This window comes from Pedococcus sp. P1_H8 (assembly GCF_056405175.1).
This window is the reverse complement of the sequence record NZ_JBFUCP010000011.1, coordinates 46313-63884: the sequence shown is the minus strand read 5'-3', so window position 1 is coordinate 63884 and position 17572 is coordinate 46313. Positions and strand designations below refer to the sequence as shown.

The following is a 17572-nucleotide window of genomic DNA, read 5'->3' as shown; positions in this document are numbered from 1 at the left end:
GCCGTCAGCCTAGGAGGAGAGCAGGTCGACCGCGGCGAGGACCTGCGCGAAAGCCGGGTGCTCGGGGTCGATCAGTCCGTAGTGGCCGCCACTGGGCACCGGCGTGAGGCGCACGTTCGGCGCGTGGTGCGCCGCGGCATACCGCTCGCTCTGGTCGAACGGCACCACGTCGTCGTCGTGGGCGTGCACCAACAGCGCAGGTATGCCGGGTGCGAGCCCGAGCGGGTCGGCCGCGGCATACGCCTCCGGTGAGTCGGTGGGCCAGCCGCCCAGGAAGTCGGTGATGGCGGTGCCGCCCACGCCGGTCTCGGCGCCGTGGCCGAGGGCGAGGACGCCGGCGAGGCTCACGATGCCGCGCAGGCCGTGGGCCCACGGCTGGGCGGCGGCCCAGGCCACGAGCTGCCCCCCTGCGGAGTGGCCGACCAGCACCGGTGGGTGGCCGAGATCGGGGTCGCGGCGCACGGCGGTGATGGCGGCGGCGACGTCGTCGGCAGTGCCGGGCCAACCGCCCCCGGGCATCCCCGGCCGGCGGTACTCGACGGCGGCGGTGGGGTAGCCGGCATCGGCGAAGGCCTGGGCCTGCCGGCTGGCGTGGGTGCGGTCGTACTCGGGACGCCAGAACCCGCCGTGCACGACGACCACGGTGAGGTTCCGAGTGACGCGGTCCGGCAGGCGCACGTCGTAGACCTGGGCGGGATCGTCGCCGTAGGCCGTGGTGCGCGTGGGGGGAGCGGCCACCTCGTCGAGCACCTGGCTGGGGTCGCGATGGTTGGCCATGCCCCCATCCTCGTGCACTCCTGCCGGTCGGCGCCCGGACATCACGGGGATAGGCTGCGGGACATGCAGAAATGGGAGTACGCGACGGTGCCGCTCATCGTCCACGCCACCAAGCAGATCCTCGACCAGTGGGGTGAGGACGGCTGGGAGCTGGTCCAGGTCCTCACCGGTCCTGACGGCAACGGCCTGGTCGCCTACCTGAAGCGGGAGAGAGCATGAGTGCAGTCGAAGATCGTCTGGCCGAGCTCGGCCTGACCGTGCCCGAGGTCGCCACGCCGGTGGCCGCCTATGTCCCCGCGATCCAGGACGGACGCCGGATCTACACCTCCGGGCAGCTGCCGATGGTCTCCGGCGCCCTCGTGCAGACCGGCAAGGTCGGCGAAGGCCACGGCCTCGTGCCGCCGGAGGACGCGAAGAAGCTCGCGGAGATCTGCGCGCTCAACGCCATCGCCGCGGTCAAGAGCATCGTCGGCGACCTCGACAAGGTGGCCCAGGTGGTCAAGCTGGTCGGGTTCGTCGCGTCCGACCCCGCCTTCACCGGTCAGCCCGGCGTCATCAACGGCGCCAGCGAGCTGATGGGCAAGGCCTTCGGTGACGCGGGCATCCACGCCCGGTCGGCCGTCGGGGTCGCCGTGCTCCCGCTGGACGCCCCCGTCGAGGTCGAGATCGTCGTCGCCCTCGCCGACGAGTAGTCCCGGGTGGTCCGGCGCTTGGTCAGGCGCGAGTTCCCGATCGCCGACTCCCCGTCGCTGCGGGCCAGGGCGGACTCCTGGCTGAGTGCGCCCTCGCCCGACGGCCCGGTTGTGCCCAAGCGCGCCGCCACGGTCATGTTCGTGCGCGACGGGGCTTCGGACGGTGACTCGGATGTCGAGGTCTTCATGCTGCGCCGGGTGGCGACGATGGAGTTCGCCCCGCGGATGATGGTCTTTCCCGGCGGCGGGGTCGACCCGCGCGACGCCGACCCCGGTCTGCCGTGGGCCGGTCCGACCCCCGCCGAATGGGCGGCCCGGCTCGACGTGGACGAGGCGACGGCCCGGGTGCTCGTGGCGGCTGCGGTCCGTGAGGTCTTCGAGGAGTGCGGTGTCCTGCTGGCCGGTCCGACGGCCGACGAGGTGATCGCCGACGTCAGCGGGAAGCACTGGCACGAGCAGCGACAGCGACTGCTCCAGCGTGAGGCCTCGCTGTCGGAGGTGCTGCGCGAGCACGACCTGCTGCTGCGGTCGGACCTGCTCGGCTACCGCGCCCACTGGATCACGCCCGAGTTCGAGGTGCGGCGCTACGACACCCGGTTCTTCAGTGCGGCCGTCCCCGAGGGTCAGCGTGCCGACGACGACACCACCGAGGCCGACGTCGCCGACTGGGTGCGCCCGGCAGACCTGCTCGATGCCTGGCGCGACGGACGGGCCCTGATGCTCCCGCCCACCGTCGTCGCGGTCGAGGAGGTCGCCGCCGCGACGTCGGCGCGGGAGTTCATCGCCGAACGCCCCGTGATCGCCCCCGTGCAACCCGAGCTGGTCGACACCGGCGACGGACTGGTGATGCGGGCAGAGCTCCCCCGATGACCCCCAACCCGGCCCGGCCAGCGACCCCACCGACTCCCTCGGCGGCGGTCGGCGACTGGCACGGCGGCCAGGTCACCGAGCGCGCCCTGTGCGTGCTGTGCCCGAACCCGAGCCCGATGACTCTCGACGGCACCAACACGTGGGTGCTGCTCGAGCCGGGCGCCACCGATGCGGTCGTCATCGACCCCGGCCCGCTCGACGAGGGGCACCTGCAGGCGGTCGTCGAGGCGGTGTCCGCCCGCGGGGCCCGGGTCGCCCAGACGATCCTCACCCATGGTCACGCCGACCACGCCGAGGGAGCGGGGCGCTTCGCCGAGCTCAGCGGCGCGCCGACCCGGGCGGTCGGGCGCGGGCACGACGACCTGGCCGACGGCGACGTCGTCACTGTGGGCGGGCTCGAGCTACGAGTCGTCGCGACCCCGGGTCACACCTCCGACTCACTGTCCTTCGCCCTGCCCGCCGATCACGCGCTCCTCACCGGCGACACGGTCCTCGGCCGCGGCACCACGGTGGTGGCGCACCCCGACGGTGAGCTGGCGGCATACCTCGCGTCGTTGGAGCGCATTGCGCACCTGACCGGCGACGGTGCGGTGACCGCGATCCTGCCCGGGCACGGGCCGGTCGTGCCGGACGCCGCGGCGATGGTCGCGTTCTACCGGATCCACCGCGCCGAACGGCTGGAGCAGGTGCGGCAGGCGCTGGCTGACGGAGCGAGCGAGGCGCCTGACGTGGTCCGGGCCGTGGTCGAGCGGGTGTATGCCGACGTGCCCCGGGAGGTCTGGCCGGCGGCGGCGATGTCCGTGGCGGCCCAGCTGGACTACCTCAAGCTGGAATAGCCGCCTGAATCACCGGGCGCGACGCTGGAGACGCTCGACGTCGAGCAGCAGGACGGCCCGCGCCTCGAGGCGCAGCCACCCGCGGGTGGCGAAGTCGGCGAGGGCCTTGTTGACGGTCTCTCGGGAGGCGCCGACCAGCTGGGCGAGCTCCTCCTGGGTGAGGTCGTGGGCGACGAGGACCCCCTCCTCGACGGGGCGGCCGAAGCGGGCCGACAGGTCGAGCAGCGCCTTGGCGACGCGGCCGGGCACGTCGGTGAAGACCAGGTCGGCGAGGTTCTCGTTGGTGCGACGCAGCCGCTTCGCCAGGGCCGCGAGCAGGACCTTCGCGACGCTGGGGCGACCCTCGAGCAGGCCGTTGAGGTCGTCGTTGCCGATGCCGAGCAGCTGGGTCTCGGCCACCGCGGTCGCCGTCATCGTGCGCGGGCCGGGGTCGAACAGGCTCAGCTCGCCGAACATCTCGCCGGGGCCGAGGATCGCCACGAGGTTCTCGCGACCGTCGGCGCTGCGGCGACCGAGCTTGACCTTGCCCTCACGGATGACATAGAGACGGTCGCCCTGGTCGCCCTCCGTGAACAGCACGTCGCCGCGCTCGAGCCGAGTCTGCGTCATCGAGGCCATCAGCGTCGAGGACGCCTCGTCGTCCAGCGCAGCGAACAGCGGGGCCTTCTTCACCACGTCGTGATCCACGGGCGACAGTGTGCCACGTCGGATGTCCGCGCCGCCCCGTAGTCTGTGGAGGTGTCTGGATCCCCCGAGCCGGCCGCCCGTGAAGAGTCCCCCGTCGCCCTCACCCGGCGTGCCCGGCGGATGTACCGGGCGCTGCACGAGCACTACCCCTACGCCCACTGCGAGCTCGACTTCGAGAACCCCCTGCAGCTGCTCGTGGCGACCGTCCTGTCGGCCCAGACCACCGACGTCATGGTCAACAAGGTCACCCCCCAGCTCTTCGCGCGCTACCCCGACGCCGCGGCGCTCGCCGGCGCCGACCGCGAGGCGATGGAGACCCTGCTCAAGCCGACGGGCTTCTTCCGGGCCAAGACCAACTCGGTGATGAAGCTCGGCGCCGAGCTGGTCGAGCGCTTCGACGGCGAGGTCCCCCCGCGGATGAAGGACCTGGTCACGCTGCCCGGCGTGGGGCGCAAGACGGCCAACGTCGTGCTGGGCAACGCCTTCGGCATCCCGGGCATCACCGTCGACACCCACTTCGGGCGGCTGGTCCGCCGGTTCGGCTGGACGACCGAGGACGACCCGGTCAAGGTCGAGCACGCCGTCGGGGCGCTGATCCCGCGCAAGGAGTGGACGATGCTGTCGCACGTCCTCATCTTCCACGGGCGCCGCACCTGCCACGCCAAGAAGCCCGCCTGTGGCGCCTGCCCGGTCGCGCGACTGTGTCCCTCCTACGGCGTCGGCGAGACCGACCCCGTCAAGGCCGACAAGCTGCTCAAGTTCGAGCTCGCCCCCGGGGCCACCAATCCGTATGCCGCGGCGGCACCTGCCGCCGGCGGCGCGCCATCGCAGCCACGCGGCATACCCACGGTGTCGACGGCGCCCACGGCGGGGGTCGCCACATCGTGACGACGGCCCGACCTGCCTGGATCGACCGCGCCCGCGACGCGATCGCGGCCGCCGACCGGGGCTACTTCGAGACGTTCGCGCCACCCCCCGAGGGTGGGCAGCGCTCCAGCGTGATGATCCTGTTCGGGCCCTCCGAGGGTGAGGGCCAGGACGTTGTGCTGACGGAGCGGGCGCACACCCTGCGCACCCAGCCCGGCGACATCTCCTTCCCCGGTGGCAAGCGCGAGCCCTCGGATGCCTCGGCCGCCGCGGCTGCCCTGCGCGAGACCCAGGAAGAGGTGGGGATCGACCCGGCGACGATCGAGGTGGTCGCGACCCTCCCCGACATCTACCTCAGCCCGCGGCAGTTCGTCGTCACCCCCGTGCTGGGGTGGTGGCGCGAGGCCGGCCCGCTCGACGCCGTCGACCCGGTCGAGGTGCACCGGGCGGTGCGGGCTCCGCTGGCCGACCTGCTCGACCCGGCGGCCCGGTTCACGGTGTCGCACCCCAGTGGCTACCGGGGGCCGGGGTTCGAGTTCGACGGGCTCTTCGTGTGGGGATTCACGGCGGGGCTATTGTCCGCTGTGCTCGATTTCGGTGGTTTGACCGTTCCGTGGGACCGTAGCGTTGAGCGTCCCCTCCCAGACCGGTACCGGCCGGGCGGGTCCCAGGACGCCCTGACCAAGACCGCGACGGAAGGCCGAGCCTGATGTTCCTCGGACTCACCGTCCTGGACTACCTCCTGATCCTGCTCTTCATCAGCTACGGCTTCACCGGGTTTCGACAGGGTTTGGTGGTCAGCGTCTTGTCCCTCGCCGGCTTCTTCCTCGGCGGAGCGCTCGCCATGTGGCTGCTGCCGTTGGCGATCGGCCACTGGACCGAGCTCGAGTCCTCCCCGCTGCTGCGTTCGGTCGTCCTCATCGCCGGGGTGTTCATCCTGGCCTCGAGCGGCCAGGCGGTCGCCGTGGCGATCGGCGGTTCGCTGCGGTCACGGCTCAAGATCAAGCCGGCCCAGTGGTTCGACGCGACGTTCGGAGCGGTGGCCGTCGTGCTGTCCGCCGCGATCCTCGTGTGGTTCATCGCCGGCGCCCTGCGCGGTGGCGCCCCGGCGCCCATCGCCAAGGCGATCGGTGAGTCCCGGGTGCTGCGCACGATCGACAACGTGGTGCCCCCGGGCACGTCGAGGCTCTTCGCGTCATTCCGCGAGGTGCTCGACCGCGAGGGTTTCCCGCGGGTCTTCGACGGCCTGGAGAGTGAGCGGATCGCGCCGGTCGCGCCTCCGGACCCGTCCGTGGCCCAGACCGCCGGCGTGCGCGACGCCGCCTCCTCCATCATCAAGATCACCGGTGTCGCGGCTGCCTGCAACCGCGGCCAGGAGGGCAGCGGCTGGGTCGTCGCCCGCGAGCGGGTGGTGACCAACGCCCACGTCGTGGCCGGCATGGAGACCGCCACGCTGCGCATCCACGGCACCGGCCGGTCCTACACCGGCCGAGTCGTCATCTTCGACGCGAAGCGCGACCTCGCCGTGCTCTCCGTGCCGGGCCTTCCCGCCGAACCGCTGCGCCAGGGGCCCGACCTCTCCCGCGGCGACAGCGGTGTCGTGGCGGGCTTCCCGCTCGACGGTCCCTACCGGCTCGACGCGGCCCGCGTCCGCGAGGTCGTCGACGCGCGGGGTTCGGACATCTACGGCAGTCCCGGGACCAGTCGTGAGGTCTACTCGCTCTACGCCCAGATCAGGCCGGGCAACTCGGGCGGTCCGCTGTTGTCGACCGACGGCCGGGTCGTCGGCGTCGTGTTCGCCAAGTCGCTGGACGACCCCAGCACGGGCTATGCCCTGACCATGGACGAGGCCAAGCCGGTCCTCGACGTTGCGTCGAGCGCGTCCACCCCGGTGGACACCGGCGCCTGCGTCGCCAGCTGAGGCTGGCGGTCGATCCCTCGAGCTCGGCGACTTGTTGCTCTCCGGTGGTCACGGGATGGTCTTTTGGGGGCCTCGATGACGACCTGCCGGCAACAAGTCGGCGAACCCGTGACGGGGAGTCTGCGTCGCGGGCTGACCGTCAGCGGAGGGTGGTGAGCCAGGCGCAGAGGTAGTCGTTGACGACCTCAGGCGCCTCTTCGGGCAGGAAGTGGCCCGCCGCGGGCACCAGGTGTCGTTCGAACGGGCCGGTGACGAAGTCCGCCGAGTCGCTGGACGTGTCGGGCAGCACCGCCCGGTCGTGCTCGCCGTGCAGCTGGAGCACGGGCAGGGTGATGGTGGTCCGCATCCTCGCGGCGAACCGCCAGCCGTCGGGGCGGATCTGACTGCGCACGACCCAGCGGTAGTACTCCGCGGCCGAGTGCCCCACGAACGGCAGGGCCATCGCGTCGGCGTAGGTTCGCGCCTCCTCGGGCGAGGGCCAGATCCCTTCAGGGGAGGCCCACTCGCGCAGCAGCCGCTGGACGTAGCCGCCGTGGACGGTCATCTGCCGCTCCGGCACGAACGGCCGTTGCAGGCCGCCGAGATAGGCGTTGGCCTTGAGCTGGCGTGGGTTCGCGAAGGACGCCTTGCGGAACACCAGCGGATGCGGCATCGACAGCGACGCGATGGCGCGGGTGACGGTCGGTTGGAGGGTCGGCATGCTCCAGGCGATCCAGCCACCCCACCCGTGACCCACGACGACGGCGCGCGAGGCTCCGAGCGAGCGCAGCACCGAGGCGACGTCGGTGGCCGAGGTGCGCGTGTCGTACCCCCTCGGTGGTTTGTCGGACGCGCCGTAACCCCTCAGGTCCATCGCGCAGGCCCGGTAGCCGGCGTCCGCGAGCGCCTGCATCTGGTGCCGCCACGCCCACCAGAACTGCGGAAAGCCGTGCAGGAGTAGGACGACAGGTCCCTCGCCCTGCTCGGCAACGTGGAAGCGGGCACCGTTCGCTGCGACGAACCGGTGCTCCCACGGGCCCTCGATGAGGGCCATCGAGGCGTCGAGACTCATGACTGGGTATGCCGTTCGGCTGGTGTTCGTGGGCGAAGCGTCGGTCGGCGGGTGCCGGCTCAGGAACCGGACTTGAGCGTAGTCAGGGTTTCCTGCGCGTTCTTGATGGCGCGCTCGGGCTTGCCCTTCATGGCCTTCATGCTGTTGCGGCCGACGAGCGCCAGGATCGCGGCGACGAGGAAGAGCAGCCCGGTCGTGATGAGGTAGCCGGCCCACTCGGGGAGCCAGATGTCGATCACCGCGACGATGGTGTGGAAGAGGAAGATCAGGCCGAGCAGGGCGACGAAGGCCGCGGCCGCGAACATCCCCGCACCAGCGGCCGCCTTCTTGGCGTCGGCGGCGATCTCGGCCTTGGCCAGGGCGATCTCGCTGCGGACGATCGTCGAGACGTCATGGGTCGCGTCGGCGACGAGCTGTCCGATGGTCCGCTCGGTGCCTGACGCGGCGCCCGCCTGGGTGCCCGTCCGGTCGTTGACGCGGTTGGTGGCCATGCGCGTTCACCTTCGCTTCCTGGAGTCCGGTGTGCCGGCGTCCCAACCCTAACGGCGTCCTCCGGGCTCCACATCCGAGACCTCGAAGGAGTCGGGGATGCCGTTGCCGTCGTCGTCGCGGGACTCGAGCTCGGCGAGGCGGCGGTAGACCCGGTTGCGGGCGCGCAGCACCACGGTGGCCAGAGCCGCTGCCGTGAGCGAACCGACCAGGACGGCGAGCTTGACGTGCTCGTCGCGGGGACTGCCCGTCCCGAACGCCAGTTCGCCGACGAGCAGCGAGACCGTGAAGCCGATTCCGGCCAGCAATGACAACCCGAGGACATCCCACCACGCCAGGTCGTCGTCGAGCTCGGCCCTGGTGAACCGGGCGAACGCCCACGTCCCGCCGAAGACGCCCACCAGCTTGCCCACCACGAGTCCGAACACCACTGCGACGGCCGCCTCATCGGCGAGGCTGTCGCCGAACCCGCCTCCCACCACGCGCACGCCGGCGGCGAAGAACGCGAAGACCGGCACGGCCACTCCGGCCGATACCGGTCGCAACCGGTGCTCGAACCGTTCGGCCACGTCGACGTCTGCCTCCAGGGTGCTCACCCGCGGGACGCGATGGCGCGGCTTGACCGGCACGACCAGCCCCAGCAGGACTCCGGCAACGGTGGCGTGGACGCCCGACGCATGCACCAGTCCCCACGTCAGGGCGGCCAGGGGCACCAGCAGCCACCACCGGGCGACCCGTCGCTGCACCAGCCACGCGAAGGCCGCGAGGGGGACCAGCGCCAATCCGAGCAGGGCCAGGTCGAGGGTCTGGGTGTAGAAGACCGCGATGATCGTGATCGCCACGAGGTCGTCCACGACGGCCAGCGTCAGCAGGAAGCTGCGCAGCGCCGAGGGCAGGTGGGTCCCGATCACCGCGAGCACCGCGAGGGCGAAGGCGATGTCCGTCGCCGTCGGGATCGCCCAGCCCCGGAGCGCGTCCCCTTCGGCGCCCAGGAAGGTGACGGTCACGGCATACACGATCGCGGGGAGGGCGACCCCGCACAGGGCCGCCGCGACCGGCAGCGCCGCCCTGGCGGGGGTGCGGAGCTCGCCGACGAGGAACTCGCGCTTGAGCTCGAGGCCGGCCACGAAGAAGAACACGGCGAGCAGGCCGTCGGCGGCCCACTGCCCGAGTCTGAGGTGCAGGTGCCAGGCCCCGGGCCCCGCCTGCCAGTCACGCAGCGAGGCGTAGGACTCGAACCACGGCGAGTTGGCCCAGGCCAGCGCGGCGATCGCGGCGGCCAGCAGCAGGGCACCGCCGACGGTCTCGGTGCGCAGCGCGCTGCTGACGCGTTGGGCCTCCTGCCAGGTCGTGCGGGCGAAGAGGCGGGGGCGTAGGGGGTTGAGGCTCACCGGGGGCCTTCCGGGGTCGACGTCGGGTCAGACGTCCGCAGACGCCGCCGACCAGACTTCCCGGCACACCAGTTGCTCCTGCCACCCATCCTACGTGCGAGCCGTGGCGAGCAGCCGGGCGAACATCGTGGCCAAGGCCAGCTGGTCCGCCTCGCCCGCCTGCACCTCGCCCTCCTGGGTGAGCGTCTGGCCGAACGCCAGCCCGGGCCCGTCCACGACCGTCATCTTGACCCGCTCGAGTGTCTGCCGCAGGGCCGACTTCGCATAGCTCGCGCCGTGCCAGCCGTAGCCGACGCACCCGACGGGCAGGCCCTCCCACTCGGCGTAGAGGAAGTCGATCGCGTTCTTGAGCGCCGCGTTGTAGCCGCGGTTGTACTCGGGCATGACGAGGACGAGCGCGTCCGTCGCCTGCATCGCCGCGGACCACTTCCGGGTGTGCTCGTGGGCGTAGTTGCCGTCGGCGGGCTGGCCCGGCTCGTCGAGGAACGGCAGGCCCAGCTCGCGCAGGTCGTGCACGGTGACCTCGAAACCCTCCGGGACCGCGTCGAGCGCCCACTGCGCGACGAGGTGGCCGATCCGGTGCGGGCGGGTGCTGGCAATCACGACGGACAGGCGCGGCATGCGGGCAGTCTGTCAGGGGAGTGCCGCTGGCCGGCCGGGGCTCCCGCCAGTGACCTCGCGAGTGACCTCGCCCGCGACCTTGTCAGTCCGGCGGGCGCTCGGTAGGATTCCGCAAATCAGAAGTTAACTTCCATGATGCGAAATATTGGCGAAGGGAACTGGTATGCCCGCTCCGAGCCCCGGGTACTCCATCACCGTGCGTGCCGAGGCGCCCGCAGCGATCGACACCACCGGCGTCCTCGCCGCCGCGGTGGCCTCGGCCGGCGGGGCCCTGACCGCCCTCGACGTGGTCGAGTCGCGCGGTGACAAGCTGGTCGTCGACATGACGTGCAACGCCTCCGACGCCGACCACGCGGACCGGATCACCGCGGAGATCGCCGCCGTGTCCGGCGTGACGGTCCGCAAGGTCAGCGACCGCACCTTCCTGCTCCACCTCGGCGGCAAGCTCGAGGTCGTGCCCAAGGTGCCGCTCAAGCACCGCGACGACCTCTCCCGGGCCTACACGCCCGGAGTGGCCCGCGTCTGCCTCGCGATCGCGGAGAACCCCGAGGACGCCCGACGCCTCACCATCAAGCGCAACACGGTCGCCGTCGTGACGGACGGCTCCGCGGTCCTGGGCCTCGGCAACATCGGGCCCGCTGCGGCGCTGCCGGTGATGGAGGGCAAGGCCGCCCTGTTCAAGCAGTTCGCCGGGGTCGATGCCTGGCCCGTCTGCCTCGACACCCAGGACGTCGAAGAGATCATCATGATCGTCAAGGCGATCGCCCCCGTCTACGGCGGCGTCAACCTCGAGGACATCTCGGCTCCGCGGTGCTTCGAGATCGAGCGGCGGCTGCGCGACGAGCTCGACATCCCCGTCTTCCACGACGACCAGCACGGCACCGCGATCGTCACCCTCGCCGCCCTGCGCAATGCCTTGCGCGTGGTCGGCAAGGAGCTCGAGGACGTGCGGATCGTGGTCTCCGGGGTGGGCGCTGCCGGCCACGCCATCGTCCGGCTGCTCGACGCGCAGGGCGCCACCGACATCATCGGCTGCGACCGCCGGGGAGCCCTTGACCCCGGAGCCGAGCACGCCGACGAGTTCCGGGGCTGGATCGCCCGCAACACCAACCCTTCTCGCACCACGGGGACCCTCAAGGAGGTGCTGCGCGGGGCGGACGTCTTCATCGGTGTGTCCGCGCCGAACCTGCTCGATGGCGACGACATCGCGGCGATGGCGCCGGGCGCCATCGTCTTCGCGATGGCCAACCCGGACCCCGAGGTCGACCCGGTGGCGGCGAGCCACCACGCCGCCGTCGTCGCCACGGGACGCTCCGACTACGCCAACCAGATCAACAACGTGCTGGCCTTTCCCGGGTTCTTCCGGGGCCTGCTCGACGCCGGCGCCCGCGAGATCACCGACGAGATGATGATCGCGGCGGCCTCGGCCATCGCCGACTGCGTCCACCCCGACGAGCTCAATGCCAGCTACATCGTGCCGAGTGTCTTCGACGCCGACGTCGCTCCCGCGGTGGCGGCAGCGGTGCGGAATGCTGCGGGCACCACTCGGCACGCCACCATGACGGGGGGCGCTACTCGATGACCGTGGACCTGGGCGCCCTCGGCGCCGCCCTCGACGAGCACCTGCGCGATGCGGATGCCGAGCTCGCCGCGCGCTTCCCCGGCGAGCGGCCGGTGCGCCAGCCGGTGCACACCGTCTACGTGCCGGCCGATCGCTATGACAGCAAGCTCGTCGCGCGGTGGCAGGCCGAGGCGATCGCCGCGCTGGATGAGCACGGCGGCGGCGCGGAGGGGACGGCCGACGCGTTCGGGCTCCCGGTGGAGCTCGCGGCCGACCTCCACACCCGCGTGCGCGACAAGCTCGGGCGCGAGGCCATCGAGGACCTGCGGATCGACTTCGAGGACGGCTACGGCGCCCGCCCGGACGACGAGGAGGACGCCGCTGTCGACGCAGCGGCTGCCACCCTCCTGCGGTCTGTCGACACGGGCGAGGCGACCGCCTTCAGCGGCATCCGGTTCAAGAGCTTCGAGGCGCCGACGCGGCAGCGCGGGCTGCGCACGTTCGCGCGGTTCGTCGAGGCGGTGACCCGTGACGGTCGGCTGCCCGACGGGTTCGTCGTGACCTTCCCCAAGGTGACGTCCGTGGACCAGGTGTCGGCGATGGTGGTGGCGTGCCAGCAGGTCGAGGCGGGCGTCGGGCTGGCTGACGGCGCGATCCGGTTCGAGATCCAGGTCGAGACGCCGCAGGCGATCTGCGGGCCCGACGGCACCGCCCTCGTCGCCCGGATGGTTCATGCGTCGGCCGGGCGCTGCACCTCCCTGCACTACGGCACCTACGACTACTCGGCGTCCTGCGGCATCGCCGCCGCCTACCAGTCGATGGAGCACCCGGCCGCCGACCACGCCAAGGCGGTCATGCAGGTCGCCGCAGCCGGGACGGGCGTGCACCTGTCCGACGGCTCGACCAACGTGCTCCCCGTGGGCAGTCATGACGACGTGCTGGCTGGCTGGCGGCTGCACGGGCGGCTAGTGCGACGCTCCCTGGAGCGTGGCTACTACCAGGGCTGGGACCTGCACCCCGCCCAGCTCCCGAGCCGCTACCTCGCGACCTACGCCTTCTACCGCGAAGGTCTCCCAGCTGCCGGTCAACGGCTCAAGAACTATGTGGGACAAGTGGATTCGGGTGTCATGGACGAGCCCGMCACGGGACTTGCAACCCCCGTGTTGCGTCGCAACGGCCGTTTTGTACGACGGGCCCCGAGCGTGGGCCGCGCCGCGGGTAGGTTGGCCGCATGCGCGTGCGGGTGGAGTTCACGACCGAACCGTTCCATGGCGAGGACGACCAGCTGCCTGCCCACGTGACCGCGTCCGCGGACGCGCTCCGGTATGCCGGGTTGTCACCCGACCTGGGCCCGCTCGGCACGTCCGTCGAGGGTGACGCCGAGGTGGTCGTCGACGCCGTTGCGACCGCGCTCAAGGAGGCGCTGTCCCACGGTGCCACCCGGGTGACCCTGACCCTGGGCGACGTCGACGCGGTGACCGCATCCGCGGTCGGGGCCGGGGCTGGGGTCACGACCGGGACCGGGGCCGGGGCGACCGACTTCACCGACGGGCTGTCGCGGCTCATCGCCGACGTCGAGCGCGAGCTCGGTGGCTCGCTCGCGACCCTGCCGCGCGCCGAGAAGCAGCATGCGGTGCGGCTGCTGGAGGAGCGTGGGGCCTTCGAGATGCGCCGCAGCGCGGAGACGGTCGCCGAGGCCCTGGGCCTGACGCGCTTCACGGTCTACAACTACCTCAACCGGATCCGCGAGTCCGCCGCCGAGCCGGCCGGCTGACGCGGCATACCCGCTCGTCCTTGGTGCCGCGAGATCCCAGCTCTCGGGCTTCCAGCGGCCTCGGAAGGCCGAGAGCTGGGATCTCGGCGACCGCTCGTCGCACGGACCCTCGAAACTTTTCAACAAAGTGTTGACTCCGTCACAGCCCCACGCTTATCGTTCCATCATTCGTAATCGGGTTTCCACCATCCGGAAGATCTTCGGAAGTTCAGGAAGCCACCGCGCCACCCACTGCCGACCCGCCCCGGGTCGACGGGCACCGCAAGGAGCACCATGAGCTTCGTCCTCGGACCCAACCAGTACGGCAAGGCGGAGAACCGCGTCGTCCGCGTCTACCGCGACACCGCCCGCCACGAGATCCGCGACCTCAACGTGTCGACCGCCCTCCGCGGCGACTTCACCGAGGCGCACACCACCGGTGACCAGGCCAACGTCCTGCCCACCGACACCCAGAAGAACACCGCCTTCGCGTTCGCCAAGGAGCACGGTGTCACCTCCCCGGAGGACTACGCCCTCACCCTCGGACAGCGCTTCCTCGACGTGACCCCGGCCGCCACCGCCAGCAGGATCGAGGTCGAGGAGTACGCCTGGGACCGCATCGAGGTCGGCGGCACCGGCCACGACCACGCGTTCGTGAAGCGCGGCGGTGAGGTACGCACCACCGTCGTCACCCGCGACCGCAGCGGCGACGAGCCGCGCGCCTGGGTGGTGTCAGGGGTGAAGGACCTCGTGGTCCTCAAGTCCACCGGCTCGGAGTTCAAGGGCTACCTCAAGGACGAGTACACGACGCTGAAGGAGACCGACGACCGGATCCTCGCGACCTCGCTCGTGGCGCGCTGGCGCTACGAGACCACCGAGGGCGTGGACTGGAACAAGTCGTTCGACGACGTGCGGTCGCTGCTCCTCGAGACGTTCGCGACGACCTACAGCCGCGCGCTGCAGGAGAGCCTCTATGCGATGGGCTCGGCCGTGTTGGCCGCCCATCCCGACGTCGCGGAGATCAAGTTCTCGGCCCCCAACAGGCACCACTTCCTGGTCGACCTCGCCCCGTTCGGGCTGGACAACCCGGGTGAGGTCTTCATCGCCGCCGACCGGCCCTACGGGCTGATCGAGGCCACCGTCCAGCGCGAGAACGGCTCGGACGCCGGCGACGCCTGGCTCACCGTGCCCGGCTTCTGCTGACGCGCCACCGCGCCACCGGACCACCCCTCCACCTGCACGCCCTCCTCCTGCACCCCCTCCTCGCGGAGCCTCCCGAAAGGTGCCTGTCATGAGCACAGCCACCGCAACACCCCAGTCCAAGCGCGCCTCCCGACACCCGGTCGACGAGGTCCTGCCCATCCCGAAGCTGGCGATCTACGGCTTCCAGCACGTGCTGGCGTTCTACGCCGGCGCGGTGATCGTGCCGATCCTCCTGGCCTCCGCCATCGGGCTGTCGACCCAGGAGCTCATCCACCTCATCAACGCAGACCTCTTCACGTGCGGCATCGCCTCGATCATCCAGTCGATCGGGTTCTGGAAGGTCGGCGTGAAACTGCCTCTCCTGCAAGGGGTCACGTTCACCGCAGTCTCCCCGATGATCGCCATCGGCATGGCCGCCGGCGGCGGCACCGACGGGCTGCTCGTGATCTACGGGGCGGTGATCGTGGCGGGACTCTTCACCTTCCTCGTCGCGCCCTACTTCAGCCAGCTGATCCGCTACTTCCCCCCGGTCGTCACCGGGTCGGTCATCACGATCATCGGCCTGGCGCTGCTGCCGGTCGCCGCCGCGGACGCTGCCGGTGGTGCCGGCCCGAGCCTCGACCCGACGAGCGGGCGCAACCTCGCCTACGCCCTCGGGACCCTCGCCCTCATCGTCGCGATCCAGCGGATCTTCAAGGGCTTCATGGCCACCGTCGCCGTCCTCATCGGGCTGGTCGTCGGCACCCTCATCGCGTGGATCCTCGGCGACGCACACTTCGACTCGGTCTCAGGCTCGGGCTGGATCGGTGTCACGACGCCGTTCCACTTCGGGTGGCCGAGGTTCTCCGTGGCCGCGATCATCTCGATGATCGTCGTCATGCTCATCACGGCCGTCGAGACCACGGGTGACGTGTTCGCCACCGGCGAGATCGTCGAGAAGCGCGTCGGCAAGGAGGACATCGCCCGTGCCCTGCGCGCCGATGGCCTGGCCACGACGATCGGTGGCGTCTTCAACTCCTTCCCCTACACCTGCTTCGCCGAGAACGTCGGCCTCGTGCGACTGACCCGGGTCAAGAGCCGCTACGTGGTGGCCACGGCCGGGCTGATCATGGTGATCATCGGCTTGATCCCCAAGGCCGGAGCCGTCGTCGCGGGCATCCCGCACCCGGTGCTCGGTGGTGCCGCGCTGGCGATGTTCGCGACCGTCGCGGTCGTCGGGTTCCAGACCCTGTCGCGGGTGGACTTCCACGACCACCGCAACGTCGTCATCGTCGCCACCGCAGTCGGTCTCGCGATGTACGTCACCGCCCAGCCCGACGTCGCCAAGGCCGTCCCCGACTGGGCCCAGATCATCCTCGGCTCGGGCATCACCCTGGGCTCGATCACCGCCATCGTCCTCAACTTCCTCTTCCACCATGTCGGCACGAGCCGGGGTCCGGCCGTTGCGGGAGCGCCGGGCTCCCTCGTGCGACTCAGCGAGGTCAACCAGATGTCGCGCGAGGACTTCGCCGACACCTTCGGCAGCCTCTTCCAGGGGCCCCGCTGGGTGGTCGAGCGCGCCTTCGACTCTCGGCCGTTCAGCGACACGAGCGACCTGCGTCGCGCGTTCCAGGAGGCGCTCTTCTCGGCCACCGAGGACGAGCAGCGCCAGCTGATCGACTCCTACCCCGACCTCGGTGCCGACAGCGTGGCCGAGGGAGACGAGGGGCCGGACTCGCTGCGCGACCAGTCCTCGCTCGGGCTCACCCGGCTCGACGAGAAGGGCCACGGCGAGCTGGCCGAGCTCACCTCGCAGTACCGCGACCGGTTCGGGTTCCCCCTGGTGACGTGTGTGCGCGACCGCGACTCCTTCGACCAGGTGGTGCGGACCGGCTGGGAACGGATCAACAACTCCCAGGCACAGGAGCACGCCTCGGCTCTCGTCGAGATCGCCAAGATCGCCGGCTACCGGTTTGATGACCTCGTGGCCGACGCCAACCCGATCCACTCCGCCCGCACGCGGTTCGTGGAGGGTCGATGACCCTCGAGGACCTCAACGCGCTGCCCGAGCCGGCCCTGGAGGAGCAGCTGACTGCGTGCCTCCCGGTGCCGCGGTGGGTGGCCGCCGTCCGCGACGGGCGCCCGTATGCCGCGTGGCCGGACCTCGAGGCCACCGCCGGCGCCGCCGCCCAGCACCTCGACGACGAGGAGCTGGAGGCGGCGCTGGCCGGCCACCCGCGGATCGGGGAACGTGCTGCGAGCCCGCACCACAACGCGGCCGCCAGTGCGCGAGAGCAGTCCGGGGTGGACCCGGCCGACGCCGAGGTGGCGAGGGCGCTCGCCGACGGCAACGCGGCATACGAGGCGCGTTTCGACCGGGTGTTCCTCATCCGGGCCGCGGGGCGCTCGGCTCCGGAGATCCTCTCCGAGCTCGACCGGCGGCTCGGCAACGACGACGAGACCGAGCGCAAAGAGACCGTGACCCAGCTGCGCGAGATAGCGCTGCTCCGACTTCGACAGGTGGCCTCCTGATGGGAACCCTCAGCACGCACGTCCTCGACACGAGCCTCGGCAAGCCGGCGGCAGGCATCACGGTGGTGCTGGAAACCGTTGACAGGGCTGGGCTTTCGGACGAGGTGATCGGCGACGGCATCACCGATGGCGACGGCCGGGTCGGCAGCATCGGTCCGGAGCGGCTGGAGGCGGGCGACTACCGGCTCCGCTTTGCCTCGGGTGGCTACTTCGCGGGGCGCGGCGTCGAGGCGTTCTACCCGGAGGTGGTGGTGGTGTTCACCATCGCCGACACCGACCAGCACTACCACGTGCCGGTCCTGCTCAACCCGTTCGGCTACTCCACATACCGGGGGTCGTGAC

20 protein-coding genes are annotated in these 17572 nt (G+C 71.2%); 14 read left to right on the top strand and 6 right to left on the bottom strand.

Annotation, left to right across the window (positions count from 1 at the left end):
- Window positions 1-9: 9 nt before the first annotated feature.
- A complete protein-coding gene (locus AC1DYG_RS16170; RefSeq protein WP_477640891.1) occupies window positions 10-777 on the bottom strand; it encodes an alpha/beta hydrolase family protein in 768 nt (255 codons plus the stop codon).
- Window positions 778-840: 63 nt separating this feature from the next.
- On the opposite strand from AC1DYG_RS16170, the gene AC1DYG_RS16165 reads away from it, so the two are divergent.
- Genes AC1DYG_RS16165 through AC1DYG_RS16150 form a run of 4 tightly spaced genes read left to right on the top strand, consistent with a single transcriptional unit; the run spans window position 841 to window position 3175 of the window.
- Window positions 841-996 (top strand): DUF4177 domain-containing protein, encoded by a 156-nt coding sequence (locus tag AC1DYG_RS16165; protein ID WP_477614564.1) that lies wholly within the window; start codon window positions 841-843, stop codon window positions 994-996.
- Complete coding sequence (locus tag AC1DYG_RS16160) at window positions 993-1469, top strand: RidA family protein (RefSeq protein WP_477640890.1); 477 nt, start codon at window positions 993-995, stop codon at window positions 1467-1469. Before AC1DYG_RS16165 ends, AC1DYG_RS16160 begins: the two co-directional genes overlap by 4 nt.
- Window positions 1470-1475: 6 nt before the next feature.
- Window positions 1476-2339 (top strand): NUDIX hydrolase, encoded by an 864-nt coding sequence (locus AC1DYG_RS16155; protein ID WP_477640889.1) that lies wholly within the window; start codon window positions 1476-1478, stop codon window positions 2337-2339.
- Window positions 2336-3175, top strand: coding sequence for an MBL fold metallo-hydrolase (locus AC1DYG_RS16150; RefSeq protein WP_477640888.1), 840 nt, complete (start codon window positions 2336-2338; stop codon window positions 3173-3175). Before AC1DYG_RS16155 ends, AC1DYG_RS16150 begins: the two co-directional genes overlap by 4 nt.
- A gap of 9 nt (window positions 3176-3184) precedes the next feature.
- Here AC1DYG_RS16150 and AC1DYG_RS16145 read toward each other — a convergent pair whose 3' ends face one another.
- A complete protein-coding gene (locus tag AC1DYG_RS16145; protein ID WP_477619215.1) occupies window positions 3185-3862 on the bottom strand; it encodes a Crp/Fnr family transcriptional regulator in 678 nt (225 codons plus the stop codon).
- Window positions 3863-3982: 120 nt separating this feature from the next.
- Here AC1DYG_RS16145 and nth point away from each other — a divergent pair, with 120 nt between their 5' ends.
- Genes nth through AC1DYG_RS16130 form a run of 3 tightly spaced genes read left to right on the top strand, consistent with a single transcriptional unit; the run spans window position 3983 to window position 6650 of the window.
- Window positions 3983-4750 carry an endonuclease III gene (nth, locus tag AC1DYG_RS16140; protein ID WP_477640953.1) on the top strand — a complete coding sequence of 256 codons (768 nt, stop codon included), beginning with the start codon at window positions 3983-3985 and terminating at the stop codon, window positions 4748-4750.
- Complete coding sequence (locus tag AC1DYG_RS16135) at window positions 4747-5439, top strand: NUDIX hydrolase (protein WP_477640887.1); 693 nt, start codon at window positions 4747-4749, stop codon at window positions 5437-5439. Before nth ends, AC1DYG_RS16135 begins: the two co-directional genes overlap by 4 nt.
- Window positions 5439-6650 (top strand): MarP family serine protease, encoded by a 1212-nt coding sequence (locus tag AC1DYG_RS16130; protein WP_477640886.1) that lies wholly within the window; start codon window positions 5439-5441, stop codon window positions 6648-6650. Before AC1DYG_RS16135 ends, AC1DYG_RS16130 begins: the two co-directional genes overlap by 1 nt.
- A 139-nt stretch (window positions 6651-6789) precedes the next feature.
- Here AC1DYG_RS16130 and AC1DYG_RS16125 read toward each other — a convergent pair whose 3' ends face one another.
- The 4 genes from AC1DYG_RS16125 to AC1DYG_RS16110 all read right to left on the bottom strand — a co-directional run bounded on the left by AC1DYG_RS16125 (window position 6790) and on the right by AC1DYG_RS16110 (window position 10202).
- Window positions 6790-7701, bottom strand: a complete 912-nt coding sequence (locus AC1DYG_RS16125; protein ID WP_477640885.1) for an alpha/beta fold hydrolase — start codon at window positions 7699-7701, stop codon at window positions 6790-6792.
- 59 nt (window positions 7702-7760) lie between these two features.
- Complete coding sequence (locus tag AC1DYG_RS16120; RefSeq protein WP_477640884.1) at window positions 7761-8192, bottom strand: phage holin family protein; 432 nt, start codon at window positions 8190-8192, stop codon at window positions 7761-7763.
- A gap of 48 nt (window positions 8193-8240) precedes the next feature.
- Window positions 8241-9581, bottom strand: coding sequence for a Na+/H+ antiporter NhaA (gene nhaA / locus AC1DYG_RS16115; protein WP_477640883.1), 1341 nt, complete (start codon window positions 9579-9581; stop codon window positions 8241-8243).
- A 90-nt stretch (window positions 9582-9671) separates the two neighbouring features.
- A complete protein-coding gene (locus tag AC1DYG_RS16110) occupies window positions 9672-10202 on the bottom strand; it encodes an NADPH-dependent FMN reductase (RefSeq protein ID WP_477640882.1) in 531 nt (176 codons plus the stop codon).
- A gap of 163 nt (window positions 10203-10365) precedes the next feature.
- On the opposite strand from AC1DYG_RS16110, the gene AC1DYG_RS16105 reads away from it, so the two are divergent.
- From AC1DYG_RS16105 to uraH, 7 genes are all read left to right on the top strand, one after another.
- The gene (locus AC1DYG_RS16105; RefSeq protein WP_477640881.1) at window positions 10366-11784 is read left to right on the top strand and encodes an NAD-dependent malic enzyme; all 1419 of its coding nucleotides are present in this window, start codon (window positions 10366-10368) and stop codon (window positions 11782-11784) included.
- Window positions 11781-13064, top strand: a complete 1284-nt coding sequence (locus AC1DYG_RS16100; protein WP_477640880.1) for a DUF6986 family protein — start codon at window positions 11781-11783, stop codon at window positions 13062-13064. Before AC1DYG_RS16105 ends, AC1DYG_RS16100 begins: the two co-directional genes overlap by 4 nt.
- Window positions 12995-13537, top strand: a complete 543-nt coding sequence (locus AC1DYG_RS16095) for a helix-turn-helix domain-containing protein (protein ID WP_477640879.1) — start codon at window positions 12995-12997, stop codon at window positions 13535-13537. Before AC1DYG_RS16100 ends, AC1DYG_RS16095 begins: the two co-directional genes overlap by 70 nt.
- A 273-nt stretch (window positions 13538-13810) precedes the next feature.
- On the top strand, window positions 13811-14719 hold the full coding sequence (gene pucL, locus AC1DYG_RS16090; RefSeq protein WP_477640878.1) for a factor-independent urate hydroxylase: 909 nt from the start codon (window positions 13811-13813) through the stop codon (window positions 14717-14719).
- 88 nt (window positions 14720-14807) lie between these two features.
- On the top strand, window positions 14808-16739 hold the full coding sequence (gene uraD, locus AC1DYG_RS16085) for a 2-oxo-4-hydroxy-4-carboxy-5-ureidoimidazoline decarboxylase (RefSeq protein WP_477640877.1): 1932 nt from the start codon (window positions 14808-14810) through the stop codon (window positions 16737-16739).
- Window positions 16736-17230: a 2-oxo-4-hydroxy-4-carboxy-5-ureidoimidazoline decarboxylase gene (uraD, locus tag AC1DYG_RS16080; protein ID WP_477640876.1), complete on the top strand. Its 495-nt coding sequence runs from the start codon at window positions 16736-16738 to the stop codon at window positions 17228-17230. The genes uraD (AC1DYG_RS16085) and uraD (AC1DYG_RS16080) overlap by 4 nt, the downstream gene beginning before the upstream one ends.
- Window positions 17230-17571 carry a hydroxyisourate hydrolase gene (uraH, locus tag AC1DYG_RS16075; RefSeq protein ID WP_477640875.1) on the top strand — a complete coding sequence of 114 codons (342 nt, stop codon included), beginning with the start codon at window positions 17230-17232 and terminating at the stop codon, window positions 17569-17571. The genes uraD (AC1DYG_RS16080) and uraH overlap by 1 nt, the downstream gene beginning before the upstream one ends.
- Window position 17572: the final 1 nt, after the last annotated feature.

Bases quoted from the DNA above. Each gene is read 5' to 3' on its own strand.
- pucL (WP_477640878.1), top strand. From the start codon at position 13,811: ATGAGCTTCGTCCTCGGACCCAACCAGTACGGCAAGGCGGAGAACCGC.
- uraD (WP_477640877.1), top strand. From the start codon at position 14,808: ATGAGCACAGCCACCGCAACACCCCAGTCCAAGCGCGCCTCCCGACAC.
- AC1DYG_RS16170 (WP_477640891.1), bottom strand. From the start codon at position 777: ATGGCCAACCATCGCGACCCCAGCCAGGTGCTCGACGAGGTGGCCGCT.
- AC1DYG_RS16160 (WP_477640890.1), top strand. From the start codon at position 993: ATGAGTGCAGTCGAAGATCGTCTGGCCGAGCTCGGCCTGACCGTGCCC.
- uraH (WP_477640875.1), top strand. From the start codon at position 17,230: ATGGGAACCCTCAGCACGCACGTCCTCGACACGAGCCTCGGCAAGCCG.
- AC1DYG_RS16095 (WP_477640879.1), top strand. From the start codon at position 12,995: ATGCGCGTGCGGGTGGAGTTCACGACCGAACCGTTCCATGGCGAGGAC.
- uraD (WP_477640876.1), top strand. From the start codon at position 16,736: ATGACCCTCGAGGACCTCAACGCGCTGCCCGAGCCGGCCCTGGAGGAG.
- AC1DYG_RS16165 (WP_477614564.1), top strand. From the start codon at position 841: ATGCAGAAATGGGAGTACGCGACGGTGCCGCTCATCGTCCACGCCACC.
- AC1DYG_RS16110 (WP_477640882.1), bottom strand. From the start codon at position 10,202: ATGCCGCGCCTGTCCGTCGTGATTGCCAGCACCCGCCCGCACCGGATC.
- AC1DYG_RS16120 (WP_477640884.1), bottom strand. From the start codon at position 8,192: ATGGCCACCAACCGCGTCAACGACCGGACGGGCACCCAGGCGGGCGCC.
- nth (WP_477640953.1), top strand. From the start codon at position 3,983: ATGTACCGGGCGCTGCACGAGCACTACCCCTACGCCCACTGCGAGCTC.
- AC1DYG_RS16150 (WP_477640888.1), top strand. From the start codon at position 2,336: ATGACCCCCAACCCGGCCCGGCCAGCGACCCCACCGACTCCCTCGGCG.
- AC1DYG_RS16130 (WP_477640886.1), top strand. From the start codon at position 5,439: ATGTTCCTCGGACTCACCGTCCTGGACTACCTCCTGATCCTGCTCTTC.
- AC1DYG_RS16105 (WP_477640881.1), top strand. From the start codon at position 10,366: ATGCCCGCTCCGAGCCCCGGGTACTCCATCACCGTGCGTGCCGAGGCG.
- AC1DYG_RS16125 (WP_477640885.1), bottom strand. From the start codon at position 7,701: ATGAGTCTCGACGCCTCGATGGCCCTCATCGAGGGCCCGTGGGAGCAC.